This is a genomic window from Actinokineospora sp. UTMC 2448 (genome assembly GCF_024760565.1).
Lineage (GTDB): Bacteria > Actinomycetota > Actinomycetes > Mycobacteriales > Pseudonocardiaceae > Actinokineospora > Actinokineospora fastidiosa.
This window is the reverse complement of record NZ_CP031087.1, coordinates 892500-911042: the sequence shown is the minus strand read 5'-3', so window position 1 is coordinate 911042 and position 18543 is coordinate 892500. Positions and strand designations below refer to the sequence as shown.

The following is an 18543-nucleotide window of genomic DNA, read 5'->3' as shown; positions in this document are numbered from 1 at the left end:
CGCGCACCATGTCCCATGACGAACACCCCGAGGACGACGGCTACAGCGGCCAGGCCACCCTCGTCATCGCCGACCACGAGCTGACCGTCCGGGTCGAGCTGCGCGGCCACTTCCAGCCGATCGACGGCTACTACCGCTGGTACGGCCGCATCCAGGCCGACCAGAAGGTCTCCGAGCTCGCGGGCGGGAAGAAGACCAAGGTCGTCCTGCGCACCCCCGGCGGCGAGGCCCCGGGCGAGCTCTCCGACCCCGACCCGTGGGACCGCTACCGGATCATGGGCACCAGCAGGCCCCCGTTCGTCGTCCAGACCACCCTGGACCACGCCGACGTCTAGCGCCGGGAACGGCGGAAGGCCCACCCGGGACGTTCCGGGTGGGCCTTCCGCGCGACTGGTCTCAGGGAGCGAAGCCCACCTTGCGGACGTCCGCGCTGCCGATCTCCACGTACGCCACCCGCGCGGACGGGACGACGTAGCGGCGGCCCTTGTCGTCGGTCAGCACGAGCTGGCCCGTGCTGCTCTTGAGGGCGTCGGCGACCAGGGCCTCGACCTCGTCAGGAGTCAGGCTGCTGTTCAGCACAAGCTCCCGCGCGGTGTCCGCGACACCGATCTTGACCTCCACGCGACCTCCACACTGGTAGTTGCCTGACAGAAGGCTAGTCGAGCGGGCCGCCCCCGCGCCGCACGGGGCGAGGGTGTTCACCACCCGCGAAATCTCAGCCGAGGCCGAGGGTGGTCATGCGCTTGCCGTGCTGCTGCTGGAGCCTGCGGAACAGGGCCGCGATGCCGGAGAGGTCGCCGGTGCCGGAGACGATCAGCTCGGCGAGGCCGTCGCGCTCGGCGACGACGTACTGGGCCTGCGTCAGCGCCTCGCCCAGCAGGCGCCTGCCCCACAGGGCGAGCCGGTCGCGGACGGTGCGGTCGCGCTCGATGGCCGCGCGCACCTCGCGCTCGGCGAAGGCGGAGTGGCCGGTGTCGGCGAGCACCTCGGTGACCAGGGCGGAGGTGTCCGGGTCCAGCCACGAGCCGATCTCGCGGTAGAAGTCGGCCGCCAGCCCGTCGCCCACGTAGGCCTTGACCAGCGACTCCAGCCAGGAGCGCGGCGCGGTGGACGCGTGCCAGGTGTCGATGTGGCCGATGAACGGGCGGATCGCGTCCTCGACGCCCACGCCGTGCCCGGCCAGGTACTTGGCGATGGTCAGGTAGTGGCCCATCTCGGCAGCGGCCATCTCCGACAGCGCCGCCCGACCGGACAGCGTCGGGGCGGTGCGCGCGTCCTCTGCCAGCCGGTCGAAGGCCGACAGCTCGCCGTAGGCGAGCACGCCCAGCAGGTCCACCACACCCGGGGAGAGCGCCGCGCCGCGCCCCTCGACCTCCGCGTTCTCCATGCGGGCAGGGTATCTGGCAGGACACCCGGGTAGACTCGGCAGGACACCCACCGCCGGGACCGGCGGAAACGGGTGGTCCCCGGCCCATCGAGAGCCGGGGCGGAGGGTGCGCGCAAGCCTCGCTGAGCCCTCCCGCGCACGACTGGACCGGGGGGAGTCCGGGTGCGCGGTCGAGCGGCCGGACCAGGGCCGTTGCGCGCTGGTGAACAGGAGAGGTTGATCACCCTGACGAACGACACAACCGGACTCGACCCGGTCAGCCTTGAGCACGCCGAAGCGGGCGTGCCGGAGACCGACACATCGCATCCGCTGCAGGCGGGCGCGCCGGTGGCCACCGACTCGCCGACCTTCGCCGAACTGGGCGTGCGCGCGGAGATCGTGCGCGCCCTCGGCGAGGCGGGCATCGAGCGGACCTTCGCCATCCAGGCGCTGACGCTGCCGCTGGCGCTGGCGGGCGACGACCTGATCGGGCAGGCCCGCACCGGCACCGGCAAGACGCTGGGCTTCGGCGTGCCGCTGCTGCAGCGGGTCACCACGCCCGGCGACGGCACCCCGCAGGCGCTGGTCGTGGTGCCCACCCGCGAGCTGTGCCTGCAGGTGACCCACGACATCAAGGACGCGGGCAAGCACATGGGCGTCCGCGTGCTCGCCATCTACGGCGGGCGGCCGTACGAGCCGCAGATCGCCGCGCTGCGCAAGGGCGTGGACATCGTGGTCGGCACGCCGGGCCGCCTGCTCGACCTCGCCGAACAGCGCCACCTGGTGCTGGGCAAGGTGCGCGGGCTGGTGCTCGACGAGGCCGACGAGATGCTCGACCTGGGCTTCCTGCCCGACATCGAGCGGATCCTGACGATGGTGCCCGACGAGCGGCAGACGATGCTGTTCTCGGCGACCATGCCCGGCCCGATCATCACCCTGGCCAGGACGTTCCTGCGGCAGCCGACGCACGTGCGCGCCGAGGAGCACGACCAGGGCGCCATCCACGAGCGCACCGAGCAGTTCGTCTACCGGGCGCACTCGCTGGACAAGATCGAGGTGCTGGCCCGCATCCTGCAGGCCGAGAGCCGCGGCCTGACGATGATCTTCACCAGGACCAAGCGGACCGCGCAGAAGGTCGCCGACGACCTGACCGAGCGCGGCTTCGCCGCCGGGGCCGTGCACGGCGACCTGGGCCAGGGCGCCCGTGAGCAGGCGCTGCGCGCGTTCCGCTCCGGCAAGGTCGACGTGCTGGTCTGCACCGACGTCGCCGCCCGGGGCATCGACGTCGACGACGTGACCCACGTGGTCAACTACCAGTGCCCCGAGGACGAGAAGACCTACGTGCACCGGATCGGCCGCACCGGCCGCGCCGGGCGCACCGGCGTGGCGATCACCCTCGTCGACTGGGACGAGGAGGCCCGCTGGAAGTCGATCAGCGACGCGCTCGGCCTCGGCAAGCCCGAGCCGGTGGAGACCTACTCGACCTCCGAGCACCTGTTCGCCGACCTGGGCATCCCGGAGAAGGCGAGCGGGCGGCTCCCGCTGGCCAAGCGCACCAGGGCGGGCCTGGACGCCGAGCCGGAGGAGGACCTCGGCGAGCGCAAGCGCGGCGCCAAGCGCAGCCGCAGGCGCACGGGCTCGGCTCCGGCCGAGGAGGCCCAGGAGAGCGCGGAGAAGTCCAGCAGGCCGCGGCGCAGGCGCAGGCGGGGCGGCGTGGACGTCGAGGGCGACGACGCCCCCGCCGAGACCGCGTCGACCTCGGAAGGGGAGTCGCAGGCCAAGCCCGCGCGCACCCGGACCCGGCGGCGCAGGCGGGCCGGGGAGGTCGTTTCCCCGGGGTCGAACACCGGCGATACACCGGGGTCGGCAGACTGACCGGGTGACCGCACCGGAGCCCCCCAGCAGCGAGTCCGGTTCCCCGCGTCCGGAGCCGGGAGACGGCGGCCACGGCGACGGGCTGACGCCCGAGAGCGGTGGCTTCCACACCTGGACGGAGGACGTCCTGGCCGGGCCGCCTCCGCCCCCGGTGGACACCGGCGGGCGCACGCGGTTCACCCGGCGCCGGGACGTCGTCGTCGCGATCGGCCTGGTCGTCGCGGTGGCCGCGGGGTGGGTCCTGCTCTGGCAGGCGAGCGACCTGAAGGCCACGGCGACGGCTCCCCGCAGCGCGGCGCCGTCGCCCGCGCCGCCGGAGCTGTTCCCGCCGTCGCTCGGCGAGGCGTGGCGGGCCGAGAGCCCGGCCACCCCGGAGCCGGTCGCCGCCGGTCCGGTCGTGGTCACCGCCCAGGACGGCGAGGTGATCGGGCGCGACCCGCTCACCGGCGAGCCGGTGTGGAGCTACCGGCGCGACCTGCCGCTGTGCACGGTCACCGCGGCCTGGCAGAACGCCGTCGCGGTGTACCGCTCCGACGGCGGCTTCCTGCCCGACGACGCCCCCCGGGGCGACGGGGGCTGCAGCGAGGTCACCTCGCTCAACGGCGAGGACGGGTCCCGGGCCGCCCAGCGGAACTGGGACGCCGAGCTGGACGCCGAGCTGGTCGGCGACGGCACCTACCTGACCGCCTCCGGCCAGCGGCTCATCACCACGCTGCGCTCCGACCTGGTCGAGACCATGGAGTACGGCCAGGTCCCGGCCCAGGTCGTGCCGGACCGGCAGCCGCGCACCGGGTGCGCCTACGACTCGGTGTTCATGAACGCCGGGCGCATCGCGGTCATCGAGCGGTGCCCCGACGACCTGGCCGACCGGCTGACGGTCTACAAGGCCACGGCCAAGGACGCCGACCGGCCCGAGGTCGTGTTCAGCGAGGTGCTGGACTCCGAGTCCGCGCAGGTCGTGGCCATGACCGACCGGCTGACCGCGGTCGCGCTGCCCGACCCGGCCCGGCTGCTCGTCTTCGGCGACGACGGCGCGCGCACGGCCAACGTCCCGCTGCAGGTCGGCGCGCTGCGCCAGGACGGCCCGGTGGCCGAGACCGTCGCGGGGTCCGGGGCGTACCACTGGCACACCGGGTCGGCGACGGTGGCGCTGTCGATGGAGGACCTGAAGCCCCTGTGGACCGTGCCGGACACGCTGGGCCCCGGCACGCTGTTCGCCGGGCGGATGCTGGTGCCGGTGGCCGACGGGCTGGCCGTCATCGACCAGACCGACGGCTCGCGGGTGGGCACGTTCCCGGTTGACCGAGGCGGGTACACCGGCCCGGTGGCGATGTCCACGATCGGTCCGATCGTGCTCGAACAGCGCGGCCCGCTTTTGGTTGCTTTGCGATAAGACTCACACCGGGTCCGAGGCGCACACTGGTCCCATGTCCGAGGTACCGGTGTATTCGCAACTGACCCCGCACCGCGCGGTCCCGGTCGAGCTGCCTGGCCACTACGCGGCCCTGCGCACGACCGGCGACGGCCCGGTTGTCCTGTTGGTGCCCGGGTACACCGGGTCCAAAGAGGATTTCGTCCCGCTGCTCGACCCCATCGCCGACGCGGGCTACCAGGCGCTGGCCATCGACCTCCCCGGTCAGATGGACACGCCAGGACCAGACGATGAGAACGCCTACCTGCCCGCAGCGCTCGGCACGGGCCTGGCGGAGCTGGTGGAGAAGCTGGCCGCGGACGGGCGCCCCGTCCTGCTGGTCGGCCACTCCTTCGGCGGCCTGGTCGCCCGGCGCGCGGTGCTCGCGGGCGCGCCGATCGCGGGCCTGACGCTGCTCAGCTCGGGTCCGGGCGAGCTGCCGCAGGGCATCCGCAGGCAGGTGCTCGAGCTGGGCGACCCGCTCCTGCGCCAGCACGGCGTGGCGGCCGCGCAGCAGGCGCAGGAGGCGCTCAACCGCGAGAACCCGCGATGGCAGAGCCTGTCGGAGCCGCTGCGCGAGTTCTTCCGCGCCCGCTTCCTGCGCAACAACCCGGCGGCGCTGCTGGGCATGGCGCGCGGCCTGCGCACCGAGCCCGACCTGGTCGCCGACCTGTCGCGGAGGCTGCGCAGCAACAGCACGGGCTGCCTGGTCGCCTGCGGCATCGCCGACGACACCTGGCCGCCCGCGGTGCAGCGGGACATGGCCGACCGGCTGGAGGCCGACTACGCCGCCATCCTGGGCGCCGGGCACTCCCCGGCCGTCGAGGCCCCGGAGGCGTTGTTGGACGTGCTGCTGCCGACCTGGAACACCTGGCTGGCCTGAGTCCTGTTCGGATAGTCCACTCAGGCCCACCAGAAGTACCAGAACGCGGCGCCGCAGGCGACGGCGACCAGCACCATGGCCAACGCCGCCTGCGGCCCGCGCAGCCGGTCGGCGAACCGCTGCGCGACCACGGCCGCGACCGCGGCCGCGATGTGGCCGAGCAGCACGCCGACGCCGGGTCCGGGCACGTCCGGCTGGGTCCAGGCGTAGACCTGCAGCGCGAGCACCACCAGCGCCAGGCCGCACAGCCCGACGGCCAGCGCGCCGCTCAGGTCGCGCCACGGCCCGCCGGGCCGTGCCCGGGCACGCGGCAGCTCCACGGTCGGATCATCCGGCTTCGGCAGGCGTTCGGTGGGACCGGTCACCCCAACAGCATCGCTCATCCCTCCCCCGGCCACGCTCCGGGGCGGGTCGATGGCCGGGCGTGTGCGGAATGGCGCTGGTCGCCGTCGCCGCACGGGCGGTCGGACGTCCCCAAGACGGGGCAGTCCGACCGGTCCGCGCGCGTCGCCAACCCAGCGGAAGCAGCCAGCGCCGAGGCATCCGGCGTGCCCTACCGCAGAGACCGCACCGTCGGTCAGGGGGCGAGCATGGCCCACGGGTCCAGGGGCGGGCCCGCCGCCTGGCCGTCGGCGCAGCTGCGGCGGAAGTCGCACCAGGCGCACTGGCGGCCGGGTTGGGCGGGGAACAGGATGTCCGGGTCGCCGCCCGCGGCGAGGGTGTCGGTGGCCAGCTGGAACTCGTCGGCGATCTCCTCGGCCCGGCGGAGGTGGCGGGCCAGGGACTCGTCCGTGTGCTCCCACGCGGCGACGGTGCCCGTCGGGAGGTGGTGGAGTTCCACTTTCGTGCACGGCCTGCGCAGCGTCCGGCGGGCGGCCAGGACGTACAGGGCCAGCGCCTGGGAGCCGCGGGCGTCGTCGGTGGTCAGGGCGTGCCTGCCGGTCTTGTAGTCGACGATGACGACCTCGTCGCCGCGCTGGTCGATGCGGTCGACGCGGCCCTCGGCGACGATCGTGCCCACCGGGGCGGACACCCAGCGCTCCAGGCCGACCGGCTCGTGGGTGACGTCGAGGTCGGCGACGTAGTCGTGCACCCACCCGGCGGCGCGGTCGCGGAACTCCGCGGCCTGGGTGGCGCTGGCGAAGCCGTCGTCCTTCCAGTGCGTGCGCACGAGGCCCGCCGCCGCCTCCGGGTTGCGGGCGCGCACGGGCAGGTCGAACAGCGCCTTGAGCGCGTTGTGCACGACCGCGCCGAGCGTGCTGTGCGCCCAGGGGCCGCCGCGCGGCGGGGTCGGGCGGTCGAGGTAGGCCATGCGGAAGCGGCGCGGGCAGTCCGCCCACACCCCGAGCCGCGACGGCGTCACCTTGATCAACTTCCGCGGCATGCTGTCGAATCCCAGCTGACCTCGCACGGCCCACACCGTACGCAGTCCCACCGACACTATCCGCGCCGGCGTGCACAATGACCGCGTGGAGATCTGGCACAACCCCCGCTGCTCGAAGTCCCGCGCCGCCAAGACCGCGCTGGACGCCGCCGCGCCCGGGCACACCGAGCGCCGCTACCTCGACGACCCGCCCACGGAGGCGGAGCTGGACGAGGTGCTCGCGAAGCTGGACCGCCAGCCGTGGGAGATCACCCGGATGAAGGAGGCCAGGGCCAAGGAGCTCGACCTGGCCAACCTCCCGCACGACCGCGCGGCGTGGATCGCCGTGCTGGCCGCCAACCCGGTGCTGATCGAGCGCCCCATCATCATCACCGACGACGGCCGCGCGGTGATCGGCCGCAGCCAGGAGGCGATCGACGAGGTGCTCTAGCCCGCCATGAAGCCGCGCACCGAGTCCGCGACCAACTGCACCGCGATGGCCGCGAGCAGCAGACCGGCGATCTTGGCCAGCAGCGTGATGCCGCTGTCCTTGATGAACCGGATGACCGCGCCGGAATAACGCAGGCACAACCACAGGAACAGGTGCACGGCGACGATCGCGGCCCCGAGCGCCAGATAGGACGCCAGGTGGCCGTCCGCCTGCCGCACGAAGACGATCGTCGCCGCGATCGCGCCCGGCCCGGCCAGCAGCGGCGTGCCGAGCGGGACCAGGGCGACGTTGACGTCCTCGGCGATCTCCGGCTCGGTCGACCCGCGCCCGGTGAGCAGGTCGAGCGCGATCAGCAGCAACAGCAGCCCTCCCGCGCCCTGCAGGGCCGGGATGCCTATGCCCAGGTAGCGCAGGATCACCTCGCCGCCGACGGCGAACAGGCTGATCACCAGGAACGACACCAGCACCGCCTGCCGGGCCGCGCCCAGCCGGGTCTGCTTGGACTTGCGCCCGGTCAGGCTCAGGAACACCGGGATGGTGCCCGGCGGGTCCATGATCACCAGCAGGGTGATCGTGGCCTCGGCGAACAGCGCGACGTCGAACATCAGGCCACCAGTATCCCCGCGCCGGTGGCCCGCTCGCCGATCGCGGCCAGCACCTCGGGGGCGGTGGTCTCCGCGCCGATGGCGGTGGTCTTGTTCGTGCCGTGGTAGTCGCTGGAGCCGGTGACCAGCAGGCCGTGCCGGTCGGCCAGCGCGCGCAGCCGGGCGCGGGCGTCGTCGTCGTGGTCGGGGTGGTCGACCTCCACGCCGTCGAGCCCGGCCCCGGCCAGTTCGGAGACCACCTCGGCGCTGATCGTCGGGCCGCGCCGGTGGGCGAACCCGTGCGCCAGCACCGACACGCCGCCCGCGGCCTTCACGAGGCCGATCGCCTCCAGCACGGGCGTCTTGCGGCTGGGCACGTAGTAGCCGCTGCGGCCGTGCAGCAGCGTCGCGAACGCCTCGGTCACCGAGCCCACGACGCCCGCGCGCACAAGCGCCTGGGCCAGGTGCGGGCGGCCCGCGGGCGCGTCGGGGTGCAGTTCGCCCAGCAGGGTGTCGGCGTCGACCGGGTAGCCGTCGGCGGCCATCCGCCCGGCCATGGTGCGCAGGCGGGCGCGCCGCTCGGCGCGGGTGCGGGCGTGCTCGGCGACCATGGCCTCGGACTCGGGGTCGAACAGGTACGCCAGCAGGTGCACCGTGCACTGCCCGCCGCGGCCGTCATCGGAGACGCAGGTCAGTTCGGCGCCGCGGACCAGGGCCAGTCCCGGCGGCAGCGCGGCGGCCGCCTCGGCCCAGCCCGCGGTGGTGTCGTGGTCGGTGATCGCCACCGCGGCCAGCCCGGCGCGCGCGGCCGCGGCGACCAGCCCGGCCGGGCTGTCGGTGCCGTCGGAGGCCGTGGAGTGGCAGTGGAGGTCGATCCGCACCCAGCCAGTGTGGCGGATGGCGCAGGTCACCTAGACCTTGCCCGCCGCCTTCTTCTTGCCCCTGGCGATGCGCTGGGCCTTGATCATCGAGAACCGCTCGGCCTGGGCCTTCTTGTCGCCGAAGGTCAGCTCCGAGATGGCGTCGTAGACCTGTTCGGGCCGGGGCAGGTAGTCGATGCGGTTGAGCGCCTGGATCTGGCCCGCCGACTCGACGACCATCGTGCCGTAGCCGAGCATGCGGCCGATCCAGCTCCGCTCGAAGGTCAGGTCGGTGACCTTGCTGACCGGCATCATCAGCACCCGGATGGTGAACACGCCGGTGGTCATCATGAACCGCTTGTCCGTGACCACGATGCGCTCGACCCACCACTCGATGACCTGGTAGGTGAAGCGCAGCAGCACCGCGAGCGCGACGTACCACAGGACGTTCTGCACGACCCACGCGTTCGGGGGCAGCACGTAGGAGATCATCACGCACACGGCCAGCAGCGCGACGGCCTCGAACACCTGCCAGGTCAGGTAGGCCCAATGTCGGCGCACCCGGATGACCCGTCGTTCGGAGTCGAGCAGGTACTCGTCTGGGTCCCGGGGCGCGAACATGGTTCGACGCTACCCGGTGTCAGCTGAAAACTGTACGGACGAAGGTGATGATCGCTTCCGCACCCTCGCGGAGGGTGGTGATGATGGAGTTGACGATTCCGGCGGACGCGACCGGTTGGGTGACCAAGAAGAAAACCAGCAACGCGGCCCCGGTCAAGATGAGAACCTTCTTGACGTCCACAGCGATCTACCCCGCTCCCTGACGCACCTGACTCATGGCGCTGTTGAAAACCGTTGTACCGCACTCCGCTGACGAACGGGAGCCCACTCCCCGGGATAGGTCAACGCGGAGGGTCACCGCCGGATTACCGCTACGCTCCGTGCTCATGACCCGTGGCGGAAAACCGATGATCCGATGCGTCGGAGCGGTCGTGCATGACGATTCCGGACGCCTTTTACTCATTCGCAGAATCCGCCCGCCAGGCGCCGGTCTGTGGTCTCTACCTGGGGGAAAGGTGGAAAGCGGTGAATCAGACGCGGCCGCGGTCCGGCGCGAGGTGCGCGAGGAAACGGGCCTGGAGATCGCCGTCGGCGCGTTTGTCGGCCGGGTCGAGCGGCCTGCGCCCTCCGGGGTGTTCGACATCCACGACTACGCCGCTGTGGTGACAGGCGGTGACCTCAGGGCCGGTGACGACGCCGCCGAGGCCGGTTGGTTCGATCTTGCGACCTTCACCACAATGCGAACTTCGGGTGAACTGGTGGACGAACTGGCCGAGACCCTGGACGGCTGGGGCGTCCTGCCCCGTTGAGGCAGGTCAGGCCAGCCAGGTCAGGCGCTCCCCGTGCATCGCCGTTCGGGCCAGGACAGCGGTTTTCGGCCGTCCGCCCTCCCAAGTGGTGAGACCCAGTAGGCCGAATGCGCCAGTGCCCGGCGAAGCTGCCAAATCCCCCCGATCGGGCACGAGCAGAGAAAGCCCGGCCTGATAACCCTCATGGCTCAGCCACCAGGTCGGACGGCGACCGGCGAGTTCGGCGAGCGCTTCAATGAACAACCCTCGCCTTTGTTCGGAGAGATAAGGCAGCACATTTGACGTCAGTACGACCAATGGGACGTCATCGGGCACCCGATCGGCCGCGACCCCCAGATCGTCGACCGCGTCGCCCGCGATCACCGGCGGAGGGTCCTTGCGCAGCAACGTGATCGCGGTGGTGAGCAGCCGCTGCCGCTCCGGCTGGTCGGCCCACACGCAGGCTTCCAGCCAGGCCACGGCGTCCTCGTCGTCGAGGTCGACCGGGCTGCGGTCCAGGCCGATCCGGGCGGCCAGGGCCAGTTTCTTGGGCAGCACGGGCATCGTCGCGCCGGGCGCCAGCTCCAGCGCGCAGTGCAGCCCGACGGGCGTCTTCGCCGGTCCGGCGACGACCTGTCCGGAAAGCTCCGTCTGGTAGCGGTAGGCGTAGCGGTCGACGCCCAGCAGCAGACCGGCGCTACAGCCGACCTCCAGCAGTCCCACCGGCCCCTTGGCCTGTTTGGCGGCGATCGCGAGGGCCGGATAGAGCAGCGCGGCCCTGCGGACCTCGTTGGTCTGCGTGCTGCGGGTCGCGATCAGCGCGCGGACGGCGTCGGCGTGATCGAGGACGAACGAGCGGAACAGCGGCCAGGTCCCGCCGTCGAGGCCGTACGTGCCGCCCATCGACGGGTAGTAGTTGACCAGCTCGTGGAAGGGGTTGGCCTGCAGCACGCGGTGCGCGGCGGCCAGCAGCAGCGTGGGCCGGGCCTGCTCCGGCGGGGCCGAGGACAGCAGCGCGGCGACGTCCGGGTCGTCGGCCGCGCGTCCGGCCAGGTGGGCGTAGAGCGGGGACTCGCCTGCCGCCTCGGTGTCGGCGAAGGCGCGCAGCCGGAACCGGATCTCGTCGAGTTGTGCGGTCGCCACGCCCGGGACGCTAGCCCACCGGGCGTGGCGTGGGCGAGCCCACTAGCGGGGCTTGGGCTCCGGGCGTCCGGGCTGCTCGCCGCCGCGGGCGTCGCCGTAGGAGCGCTTGGGGACCATCACCTTGCGGCGGAAGATGCAGACGACGGTGCCGTCCTGCTTGTACCCGCGCGTCTCCACGTAGACGACGCCGCGGTCGTCCTTGGACTTCGACGGGGTCTTGTCGAGCACCTCGGTCTCGCCGTAGATCGTGTCGCCGTGGAAGGTCGGCGCGACGTGGCGCAGCGACTCGATCTCCAGGTTGGCGATCGCCTTGCCGGACACGTCCGGCACCGACATGCCCAGCAGCAGCGAGTAGATGTAGTTGCCCACCACGACGTTCTTGCCGAAATCGGTGGTGTTCTCGGCGTAGTTGACGTCCAGGTGCAGGGGGTGGTGGTTCATGGTGATCAGGCAGAACAGGTGGTCGTCGTACTCGGTCACCGTCTTGCCCGGCCAGTGCTTGTAGACCGCGCCGACCTCGAACTCCTCGTAGTACCGACCGAACTGCACTGGTCCTCCACTAAGTGACTGGCGTCGCCGTGGTCCTGCCACGGCGAAGTCCCATGACCACCGAATTGCACCATGAAAACCGAGCCGCGTGGCCGTGATTCACCTCCCTCCTGCACCTCTCGGAGCGTGGTACGGGTACCCTTATGCCAGTGCGGCTGTCGCCGCACCACCGGCTCCGAGGAGGTGAGGACGCATGGGTGACAAGCCTGGTCATGAAACCGCGACCGGATGCAGTAGTCCCCGCGTCCTTACCGGGGAAGCCGCCGTTCGCTAGCGCTTCCGCCCAACCGGCTAGGACGCTCCGCCACCGGAGCGGCCCCCTGCGGCCCTCCGGTCCGTCGCGGCTGTCGCGACGTGATCCCTGGAGCTCGCGATGCCCTCGATCCCATCGCTGGGCGGCCGCAGAGGCCGTAACAACCGTGCGCACGAGCGGGTCGTCCCCCCGCTGCCGGTGCCGCTGTCGGCCTATGTCGTCGATTGCGGCGTGTACGTCGACGGAACGCGCCTGCCCGGTCGCTGGACGCACACGGAGGCCGTCGCCGAGGTGCGCTCGCGGGGCGAGGGATTCGTCTGGATCGGCCTGCACGAGCCCGACGAGCACCAGATCCAGGGCGTGGCCGAGACGTTCGGGCTGCACGAGCTGGCCGTGGAGGACGCGGTGCACGCCCACCAGCGGCCGAAGCTGGAGCGCTACGACGAGAACCTGTTCATGGTCCTCAAGACGCTGCGCTACGTGGAGCACGAGTCGCCGACCACGGCCAACGAGATCGTCGAGTCCGGCGAGATCATGGTGTTCCTGGGCAAGGACTACGTCGTGACCGTCCGGCACGGCAAGCATTCCGGGCTGCACGGCCTGCGCGCCGAGCTGGAGGCCGCGCCGGAGCGGCTGCGCGCCGGGCCCGCCGCGGTGCTGCACGCGATCTCCGACCAGATCGTGGACAGCTACCTCGCGGTGAGCGCGGCGATCGAGACCGACATCGACGTGATCGAGCGCGCCGTGTTCGCCCCGCGCAGCCCCGTCAGCGCCGAGCAGATCTACCTGATGAAGCGGGAGATCCTGGAGCTGCGGCACGCGGTGATGCCGTTGGCCAGCCCGCTGCGCAGGCTCGCGGAGGGCTGTTCCGCGCTGGTCCCCGAGGACGTGCGCTCCTACTTCCGCGACGTCGACGACCACCTGACGACCGTGACCGAGCGCGTGATCAGCTTCGACGAGCTGCTGACCACGCTCGTCAACGCGACGCTGGCGAAGATCACCCTCCAGCAGAACGCCGACATGCGCAAGATAACCTCGTGGGCGGCGATCATCGCCGTCCCGACCATGGTGGTCGGCGTCTACGGCATGAACTTCGACTACATGCCGGAAACCAAGTGGCGCTACGGCTATCCGCTGGTGATGGCCGCCATCCTGCTCGTTTGCTTCGTGCTGTACCGGATATTCCGCAAGAACCGATGGCTCTAGCAGTACCCCGCACACCCTCGATGGGAGGTCTCCCCGTGGCCCGGTTGCTGTCCAATATCAAGTTCTGGCTGCTGGCCAGCGTGTTCGCTTGGATCACGGTGGTGACCGTGCTGATTTCCCAGACGCCCTAACGGATCCGGCCTGCGAGCGCGCGCAGCCCGTCCCGCAGTTCCTGCGGGGACAGCGGGTTGACGCTCATCCAGCCGTCGTCGTCCTCGGCGAGCCGGTACCGGCCGCGCGGGGTGTCCAGCCAGGTCAGCTCGGTCCCCACCCGGCGCCACTGGTCCTCGGTGTCGTCGCGCAGCGCCACGCCCGCCTGCCCGCTGCCGGTCGCCGGGGTGAGCGCGGCGACCATGCGCGTGGCGACGCGGTCGGAGATCCCGTGCGCGCGCAGGAGTTCGTCGATCTCCTCGGCGGTCATCGGCACGGGATCGCCGCCGTCGTCGGGCATCCTGGCGACCATCGCCTCGAACGCGGCGCGCACCGCGCGGCGGGGCAGGGTGAACGGGGTCGTCAGCGGCGTCTCGGCGCGCGGCACCAGCCGGGCGATGCCGCCGACGGCATCGTCCACTGTGGTCGGCAGCATGCGGACCATGCCGAACTCGTCGGCGGAGTCCTGGGTCACCACCAGCGCGTCGTCGCGGGCGGTCAGCACGGCGACCGAGCGGGTGCCCTCCGCGGTGGTCACGACCATGTCGACCACGCCTGTGCAGGCGCGCAACAGGTAGACGAACTCCTCGGCGACGTCGAGCGGTCCGCGCTCGTCGGCGAGGCCGCGCTCGCGCATGCGTTCGGCGGCCTCGCGGTACAGCAGGGCGCGCTCGACCTCGGACTGGCCGGTGGCGGGCACGTCGATGGGGAACGGCGCCTCGACCTCGGCGAAGGTGCAGAGCAGATCGACCTCGACCGGGTGCAGCGCCGTCCCGGCGCGGCTGACCAGTTCCATCAGGTGAAGCGGAAGCGGTCGGCGGCGTTCTCGTCGCTGCCCTGGTAGCCCTGCGCGCTCTTCTCCGCGCTGGCCACGAACTCGTCCATGCGGCGCAGCGCGGCCTCCAGCTGGCCGCGCAGCCCGTGCTCGCCGCTGAGCCGGTCGGTGAACTTGGCCGACAGCTCCTCACCAACCGGGCTGGTGCCCAGCATCGGCTCCAGGCCGGGGTCGGACAGGGCCGCCACGTCGGCCATGATCGCGTCGAGGTCGCGGCGCACGTCCTCGACGGCGGCGGCGAACTCGCGCACCTGGTCGGGCTCGACCTGCCAGCCCGCGCCCGGGTTGTCCACGTACATCTCGCGCGTCCTCCTACAGGCCGATGACCGGCGGGGCGGCCCGCAGGTCGTGCGGGGTGAACGGGTCGTCCTCCAGCGGCACGCGCCTGCGGTGCTCGCCGTCCTCCTCCTTGCGGGCGCCACCGGCAGGCGCGCCGTAACCGGAGCCGAAGCCGGTGCCCCGGCCGAACCGGCCTGCCGCGCCGCGCTGGCGGTCGCCGATCGCGCCGCCGCGGCCGACCCCGGGGGCGCCGCCGCGGCCCATGCCCGCCGCGCCGCCTGCCAGCGCGCCGCGGCCCATGCCGACGCCGCGGCCCGCGCTCGCGCCCGGCAGTCCGCCGAAGCCGACGGGTCCGCCGCCGAGGCCGGGGAGCCCGCCGGGGTTGGCGCCCGCGCCCGGGCCGGGGCCCATGCCGGTGAGGCCCTGCCAGCGGCGCTCCCAGCCGGTGTCGAAGCTGGGCGCGAGGCTGGGCGACGTGCCGATGTCGGGGGTCGGCATCGGCGGCGGCACCTTGGGTCCCGCACCCAGCTCGGGCGGCAGGCTGCCGCTCGGCGGCGGGACGCCGGGGCCGGGGACGCCGGTGCTCGGCGGGCGGGGGTTGGTCGGGTCGGCGCCGGGGTCGACGCCGTCGGCCGGGTCGCCGAAGCGGGGGGTGGCGCCGTCGATGCCGAGCAGCGCCGTCTCGTAGCGGCGCATGGTCTGCACGGCCTTGCGCTTCATCTTCTTCTTGTTGCTGCCGAAGCCGAACGCGCTGGCGATCCCGCCGATCGCGGCCCCGAACGCCGCGCCGATGGGGCCGCCGACGGCCAGACCGGCCGCCGCGCCGCCGCCGACCGTGGCGAACCACGGGCTGCTCGGCGACCCTCCGGGCATGGTGCTCTGCGCCGAGCGCAGCGCGCCGCCCGCGTCCTCGATGGGACGGGCCATCCGCGTCGCCGTCGCCGCGGTCTCGGCCAGCCACGCGCAGTTGCGCACGACCACGGTCCGCGCGCCCTCGGCCGCGGTGCCCGACCAGAACTGCAGCAGCCGCTGCAACGAGCGGCTGAGGTCGGTGGCGCTCTCGGCGATGCGGTCGCCGTGGCTGGCCCACCGGTCGGCGAGCATGTCGAGCTGGTTGGCGTTGGCCCGCTGGCCGACCATGCGCTGCAGCGCCTTGAGGCTGTAGCCGTCCCAGTGCACGCCGCCGGTCACCCAGCGGTCGTCCTCGCCGCGACGGGCGCGCCGGTCCTGCTCGGCCGCCGCTGCGGCGCGCTGGGCGGCCGCCTGGAAGCGCTGGACCAGCTGCTCGACACTGCCGATCATCCCCGGCCCCCTCGACACTCGGTTCCGACCGTCACGGTAGCGGATGCGTCCGACGGCACGGGAGCCCTCAGCGCAGTTCTGCCGCGAGCGCGCGCACCTGGACCCGCAACTCCTCGGGGCCCAAGGGATTGACGCTCATCCACTCCCCGCCGCCGAGCCGGAACCGGCCGCGCGCGGTGTCCAGCCAGCGCAGTTCGTCGCCGGACCGCTCCCAGCCCGCGCCGCGCCGGACGGCGACGCCGGTCTGCCCGTTGCCCAGCACGGGTTGCAGGTGCGTGAGCATCCGGCGGGCGCTCTGGTCGTCGAGGCCGTGCGCGGCCCGCAGCCGGTCGAGTTCGTCGGCGCTCAGCGGGCGGGGGGCGGCGACGATGGCCCGGTGCACGCGTTCCAGTGCGGCGCGGGGCACGCTGAAGGGGGCAGCCATGGGGGCTGGGTGGTCGGGCACGAGCCGTAGCAGGCCGTCGACGGCGTCGTGCAGGGAGAGCGCGAGCAGCCGCACGGCCCCGTTCGTCCTGTCCATGTCCTGCTCGACCAGGACGGCGTCATCGCGCTGAGCCAACACGACCGCCCCGGACGTCTTGCCCCGGCGGGACACGATGAGGTCGAGCGAGCCTGCGCCGTGCCGGACCAGGTGGACGAAGTCGGCGGCCACCCCGCGCGGACCGTCCTGCCCGGCGAGCCCGCGCCCGGCCAGCCGCGCCCGCGCCTGCGCGAACCCGGCCCGCCGCTCGGCCTCGGTCTCCCCCCGGGAGCGGATGCGCAGCGGGAACGGCGGGGTCACCTCGGCGAAGGCGCACAGGAGGTCCACTTCCTCCGGGTGCAGCACGGCGACCCGTCTACCACTGTCCACTTCGGTCATCCCTGCCCCGTCTGCCGCATGGTCGCCTCAGCCGCCTCCTCCGCCTCGGTGTAGGCGTCCCGCACCGACTCGGCGCTGTGGATGAACTCGTCCATCCGCCGCACGGCCTCGGCCAACAACGGCCGCAGCCCGGCGTCGCTGTTGAGCCGATCGTCGAACTTCCGCGCCAACTGCTGCCCGACGGGGCTGGTGCCGAGCTTGGGGGTGTAGGCGTCCCCCTGCATCTGACTGACAAGCGCCTGCACCGTCACCAGACTCATGCGCGCGGAGGTGACAGCGGCAGCGAACTCGTTGAGCCGTTCGAGGTCAACGTCCCACCGCCCCCGCGACTCCCCACTGCCGTTCCCTTGCCCGCCGCCACTCTGCCCGCCCCCGTTCTGTCCGGGCTTGTTCTGACCGGGCTCAGGCTTGTTCTGACCGGGCTCGGCCGTGCCTTGGCCCGGCTCCGGCTTCCCTTGCCCAGGCTCGGTCTTCCCCTGCCCAGGCTCAGGCTTGCCCTGACCCGCGTCGGCACCGGTTCCCGGGTACGCCCCCTGCCCACCACCCGGCTGCCCCGGCGGCACAACGGGCTGGGTTATGTCATCCCCAGGCCCAGCCGCCCCACCAGGCCCCGCCGACCCTGGCGGCTTGGGCCCACCGGCCACCGGTTCACCGGAACCACCGTGCCCGGGCGCGCCGGACCCGGGAACACCCGGCGCACCGGCCCCCGGACCGCCGGGACCAGACCCACCGGCACCCGGACCACCGGCACCCGGACCACCCGGGCCGGGCTCACCAGCACCCGGACCACCAGCACTGGGTCCACCGGAACCAGGCTCGCCCGCACTGGGCCCACCCGCCCCTGGATCACCGCCGCCAGGCTGGCCCACACCCGGACTACCGACGCCGCCACCCGGTCCACCCACCCCGGGCGCAGGAGCACTCGAGTCGCCCCCCGGATTCAGCGTCTCCCCGATACCCGACGACGGCGGGGTCGCATCCCCGGGAGAGGTCCCAGAACTCCCACCTGACGATGGCAGCTCACCGGGCTCCCCAGCAGAACCCCCACCATCCGACGGCGGAGTACCACCCGACTGCTCTCCGCCCGCCGAACCACCAGGCTGCACTGGCCCGCCGGACTGGTCGCCACCGCCGGACCCAGCCGAACCACCAGGCTGCCCCGGAACGCCCGGCTGCTCACCACCGCCGGACCCAGCCGAACCACCAGACTGCGCCGGAACGCCCGGCTGCTCACCACCGCCAGTCCCAGCCGAACCACCAGACTGCCCCGGAACGCCCGGCTGCCCAGCACCGCCGAACCCGGCCACACCACCAGACTGCCCCGGAACGCCGGACTGGTCGCCGACGCCGGATCCAGCCGAACCACCAGCTCCCGTGCCACCGGGCGACGGCTGTCCACCAGGCTGGCCAACCCCTGCCGGAACGTGCCCGGGCAGCTGTCCACCTGCACCGTCCGTCGGCCCGCCAGGCTGCGCGGACACAGCCAGCTGCTGCCCGCCGCCAACACCCGGCTCCCCCGCCGACTGCTGGCCGCCGCTGCCATGGGGCGCGCCCGATTCGCGTGTCGTCGGCTGGGGGCCACCGAAGCCAGTAGGAGCCGCCGGAGCGCCGGTCGGCTGGCCCGTGCCGAGGGGTCCACCCGGAGCCGGCATGGGCGTGAAGGGGTCGACTGTCGGCTGGATGGGCGTCCCACCCATCGGGCCAGGAGCGCTCGGGGTCATCGCGGAGGACGCGTGCGTCCCCATCGGCGCGCCGCCGAACGGGCTAGGAGCGCCCGGGGAGGGGTGGACACCCGGCTGACCGGGTCCCGCCTGCCACGGCGGCA

The 18543-nt window shown here is 72.8% G+C and carries 22 protein-coding genes; 7 read left to right on the top strand and 15 right to left on the bottom strand.

Annotation, left to right across the window (positions count from 1 at the left end):
• Positions 1–8: 8 nt before the first annotated feature.
• On the top strand, positions 9–335 hold the full coding sequence (locus Actkin_RS04415; RefSeq protein WP_189208275.1) for a DUF4873 domain-containing protein: 327 nt from the start codon (positions 9–11) through the stop codon (positions 333–335).
• A 61-nt stretch (positions 336–396) separates the two neighbouring features.
• Here the strand turns inward: Actkin_RS04415 and Actkin_RS04410 are convergent, their stop codons facing one another.
• Entirely contained in the window at positions 397–621 is a 225-nt protein-coding gene (locus Actkin_RS04410) for a DUF3107 domain-containing protein (RefSeq protein ID WP_189208276.1), read from the bottom strand.
• 94 nt (positions 622–715) lie between these two features.
• Positions 716–1387: a ferritin-like fold-containing protein gene (locus Actkin_RS04405; RefSeq protein ID WP_189208277.1), complete on the bottom strand. Its 672-nt coding sequence runs from the start codon at positions 1385–1387 to the stop codon at positions 716–718.
• Positions 1388–1603: 216 nt separating this feature from the next.
• Here Actkin_RS04405 and Actkin_RS04400 point away from each other — a divergent pair, with 216 nt between their 5' ends.
• Genes Actkin_RS04400 through Actkin_RS04390 form a run of 3 tightly spaced genes read left to right on the top strand, consistent with a single transcriptional unit; the run spans position 1604 to position 5535 of the window.
• Positions 1604–3241 carry a DEAD/DEAH box helicase gene (locus Actkin_RS04400; protein WP_258906052.1) on the top strand — a complete coding sequence of 546 codons (1638 nt, stop codon included), beginning with the start codon at positions 1604–1606 and terminating at the stop codon, positions 3239–3241.
• A 4-nt stretch (positions 3242–3245) separates the two neighbouring features.
• Positions 3246–4634 (top strand): Rv3212 family protein, encoded by a 1389-nt coding sequence (locus tag Actkin_RS04395; protein WP_258906051.1) that lies wholly within the window; start codon positions 3246–3248, stop codon positions 4632–4634.
• Between the two features lie 34 nt (positions 4635–4668).
• Positions 4669–5535 carry an alpha/beta fold hydrolase gene (locus Actkin_RS04390; protein ID WP_189208279.1) on the top strand — a complete coding sequence of 289 codons (867 nt, stop codon included), beginning with the start codon at positions 4669–4671 and terminating at the stop codon, positions 5533–5535.
• A 20-nt stretch (positions 5536–5555) separates the two neighbouring features.
• Here the strand turns inward: Actkin_RS04390 and Actkin_RS04385 are convergent, their stop codons facing one another.
• Both Actkin_RS04385 and Actkin_RS04380 read right to left on the bottom strand, forming a co-directional pair.
• The gene (locus Actkin_RS04385; protein WP_189208280.1) at positions 5556–5918 is read right to left on the bottom strand and encodes a hypothetical protein; all 363 of its coding nucleotides are present in this window, start codon (positions 5916–5918) and stop codon (positions 5556–5558) included.
• Positions 5919–6112: 194 nt separating this feature from the next.
• Positions 6113–6919, bottom strand: a complete 807-nt coding sequence (locus Actkin_RS04380; RefSeq protein ID WP_258906050.1) for a RecB family exonuclease — start codon at positions 6917–6919, stop codon at positions 6113–6115.
• A gap of 85 nt (positions 6920–7004) precedes the next feature.
• Between Actkin_RS04380 and Actkin_RS04375 the strand changes: the two genes are divergently transcribed.
• Positions 7005–7349: an ArsC/Spx/MgsR family protein gene (locus tag Actkin_RS04375; RefSeq protein ID WP_189208282.1), complete on the top strand. Its 345-nt coding sequence runs from the start codon at positions 7005–7007 to the stop codon at positions 7347–7349.
• Here Actkin_RS04375 and Actkin_RS04370 read toward each other — a convergent pair.
• Genes Actkin_RS04370 through Actkin_RS04355 form a run of 4 tightly spaced genes read right to left on the bottom strand, consistent with a single transcriptional unit; the run spans position 7346 to position 9595 of the window.
• Positions 7346–7954 carry a MarC family protein gene (locus tag Actkin_RS04370; RefSeq protein WP_189208283.1) on the bottom strand — a complete coding sequence of 203 codons (609 nt, stop codon included), beginning with the start codon at positions 7952–7954 and terminating at the stop codon, positions 7346–7348. The two genes, Actkin_RS04375 and Actkin_RS04370, sit on opposite strands and share 4 nt — an antisense overlap.
• Positions 7954–8814: a PHP domain-containing protein gene (locus Actkin_RS04365; RefSeq protein WP_189208284.1), complete on the bottom strand. Its 861-nt coding sequence runs from the start codon at positions 8812–8814 to the stop codon at positions 7954–7956. Before Actkin_RS04365 ends, Actkin_RS04370 begins: the two co-directional genes overlap by 1 nt.
• A 30-nt stretch (positions 8815–8844) precedes the next feature.
• Positions 8845–9414: a PH domain-containing protein gene (locus Actkin_RS04360; RefSeq protein ID WP_189208285.1), complete on the bottom strand. Its 570-nt coding sequence runs from the start codon at positions 9412–9414 to the stop codon at positions 8845–8847.
• Positions 9415–9433: 19 nt separating this feature from the next.
• Positions 9434–9595: a hypothetical protein gene (locus Actkin_RS04355; protein ID WP_189208286.1), complete on the bottom strand. Its 162-nt coding sequence runs from the start codon at positions 9593–9595 to the stop codon at positions 9434–9436.
• 145 nt (positions 9596–9740) lie between these two features.
• Here Actkin_RS04355 and Actkin_RS04350 point away from each other — a divergent pair, with 145 nt between their 5' ends.
• A complete protein-coding gene (locus Actkin_RS04350) occupies positions 9741–10163 on the top strand; it encodes an NUDIX hydrolase (RefSeq protein ID WP_258906047.1) in 423 nt (140 codons plus the stop codon).
• A 6-nt stretch (positions 10164–10169) separates the two neighbouring features.
• Here the strand turns inward: Actkin_RS04350 and Actkin_RS04345 are convergent, their stop codons facing one another.
• Positions 10170–11285: a DUF2332 domain-containing protein gene (locus Actkin_RS04345; protein ID WP_189208287.1), complete on the bottom strand. Its 1116-nt coding sequence runs from the start codon at positions 11283–11285 to the stop codon at positions 10170–10172.
• Between the two features lie 42 nt (positions 11286–11327).
• Positions 11328–11834, bottom strand: a complete 507-nt coding sequence (locus Actkin_RS04340; RefSeq protein ID WP_189208288.1) for a MaoC family dehydratase — start codon at positions 11832–11834, stop codon at positions 11328–11330.
• Between the two features lie 373 nt (positions 11835–12207).
• Here Actkin_RS04340 and Actkin_RS04335 point away from each other — a divergent pair, with 373 nt between their 5' ends.
• Positions 12208–13293: a magnesium and cobalt transport protein CorA gene (locus Actkin_RS04335; RefSeq protein WP_258906046.1), complete on the top strand. Its 1086-nt coding sequence runs from the start codon at positions 12208–12210 to the stop codon at positions 13291–13293.
• Positions 13294–13420: 127 nt separating this feature from the next.
• On the opposite strand, the gene Actkin_RS04330 is transcribed toward Actkin_RS04335, so the two are convergent.
• The 5 genes from Actkin_RS04330 to Actkin_RS04310 form a co-directional block, all read right to left on the bottom strand.
• Positions 13421–14239: an ESX secretion-associated protein EspG gene (locus Actkin_RS04330; protein ID WP_258906045.1), complete on the bottom strand. Its 819-nt coding sequence runs from the start codon at positions 14237–14239 to the stop codon at positions 13421–13423.
• Positions 14239–14577 (bottom strand): hypothetical protein, encoded by a 339-nt coding sequence (locus Actkin_RS04325; protein ID WP_189208291.1) that lies wholly within the window; start codon positions 14575–14577, stop codon positions 14239–14241. The genes Actkin_RS04330 and Actkin_RS04325 overlap by 1 nt, the downstream gene beginning before the upstream one ends.
• A 13-nt stretch (positions 14578–14590) precedes the next feature.
• A complete protein-coding gene (locus Actkin_RS04320) occupies positions 14591–15859 on the bottom strand; it encodes a WXG100 family type VII secretion target (RefSeq protein ID WP_258906044.1) in 1269 nt (422 codons plus the stop codon).
• Between the two features lie 67 nt (positions 15860–15926).
• The gene (locus Actkin_RS04315) at positions 15927–16709 is read right to left on the bottom strand and encodes an ESX secretion-associated protein EspG (protein WP_258906043.1); all 783 of its coding nucleotides are present in this window, start codon (positions 16707–16709) and stop codon (positions 15927–15929) included.
• Between the two features lie 5 nt (positions 16710–16714).
• Positions 16715–16978, bottom strand: a complete 264-nt coding sequence (locus Actkin_RS04310; RefSeq protein ID WP_189208294.1) for a hypothetical protein — start codon at positions 16976–16978, stop codon at positions 16715–16717.
• Positions 16979–18543 lie beyond the last annotated feature (1565 nt).

Bases quoted from the DNA above. Each gene is read 5' to 3' on its own strand.
- Actkin_RS04415 (WP_189208275.1), top strand. From the start codon at position 9: ATGTCCCATGACGAACACCCCGAGGACGACGGCTACAGCGGCCAGGCC.
- Actkin_RS04405 (WP_189208277.1), bottom strand. From the start codon at position 1,387: ATGGAGAACGCGGAGGTCGAGGGGCGCGGCGCGGCGCTCTCCCCGGGT.
- Actkin_RS04390 (WP_189208279.1), top strand. From the start codon at position 4,669: ATGTCCGAGGTACCGGTGTATTCGCAACTGACCCCGCACCGCGCGGTC.
- Actkin_RS04385 (WP_189208280.1), bottom strand. From the start codon at position 5,918: ATGAGCGATGCTGTTGGGGTGACCGGTCCCACCGAACGCCTGCCGAAG.
- Actkin_RS04380 (WP_258906050.1), bottom strand. From the start codon at position 6,919: ATGCCGCGGAAGTTGATCAAGGTGACGCCGTCGCGGCTCGGGGTGTGG.
- Actkin_RS04370 (WP_189208283.1), bottom strand. From the start codon at position 7,954: ATGTTCGACGTCGCGCTGTTCGCCGAGGCCACGATCACCCTGCTGGTG.
- Actkin_RS04360 (WP_189208285.1), bottom strand. From the start codon at position 9,414: ATGTTCGCGCCCCGGGACCCAGACGAGTACCTGCTCGACTCCGAACGA.
- Actkin_RS04350 (WP_258906047.1), top strand. From the start codon at position 9,741: ATGACCCGTGGCGGAAAACCGATGATCCGATGCGTCGGAGCGGTCGTG.
- Actkin_RS04335 (WP_258906046.1), top strand. From the start codon at position 12,208: ATGCCCTCGATCCCATCGCTGGGCGGCCGCAGAGGCCGTAACAACCGT.
- Actkin_RS04330 (WP_258906045.1), bottom strand. From the start codon at position 14,239: ATGGAACTGGTCAGCCGCGCCGGGACGGCGCTGCACCCGGTCGAGGTC.
- Actkin_RS04325 (WP_189208291.1), bottom strand. From the start codon at position 14,577: ATGTACGTGGACAACCCGGGCGCGGGCTGGCAGGTCGAGCCCGACCAG.
- Actkin_RS04320 (WP_258906044.1), bottom strand. From the start codon at position 15,859: ATGATCGGCAGTGTCGAGCAGCTGGTCCAGCGCTTCCAGGCGGCCGCC.
- Actkin_RS04310 (WP_189208294.1), bottom strand. From the start codon at position 16,978: ATGAGTCTGGTGACGGTGCAGGCGCTTGTCAGTCAGATGCAGGGGGAC.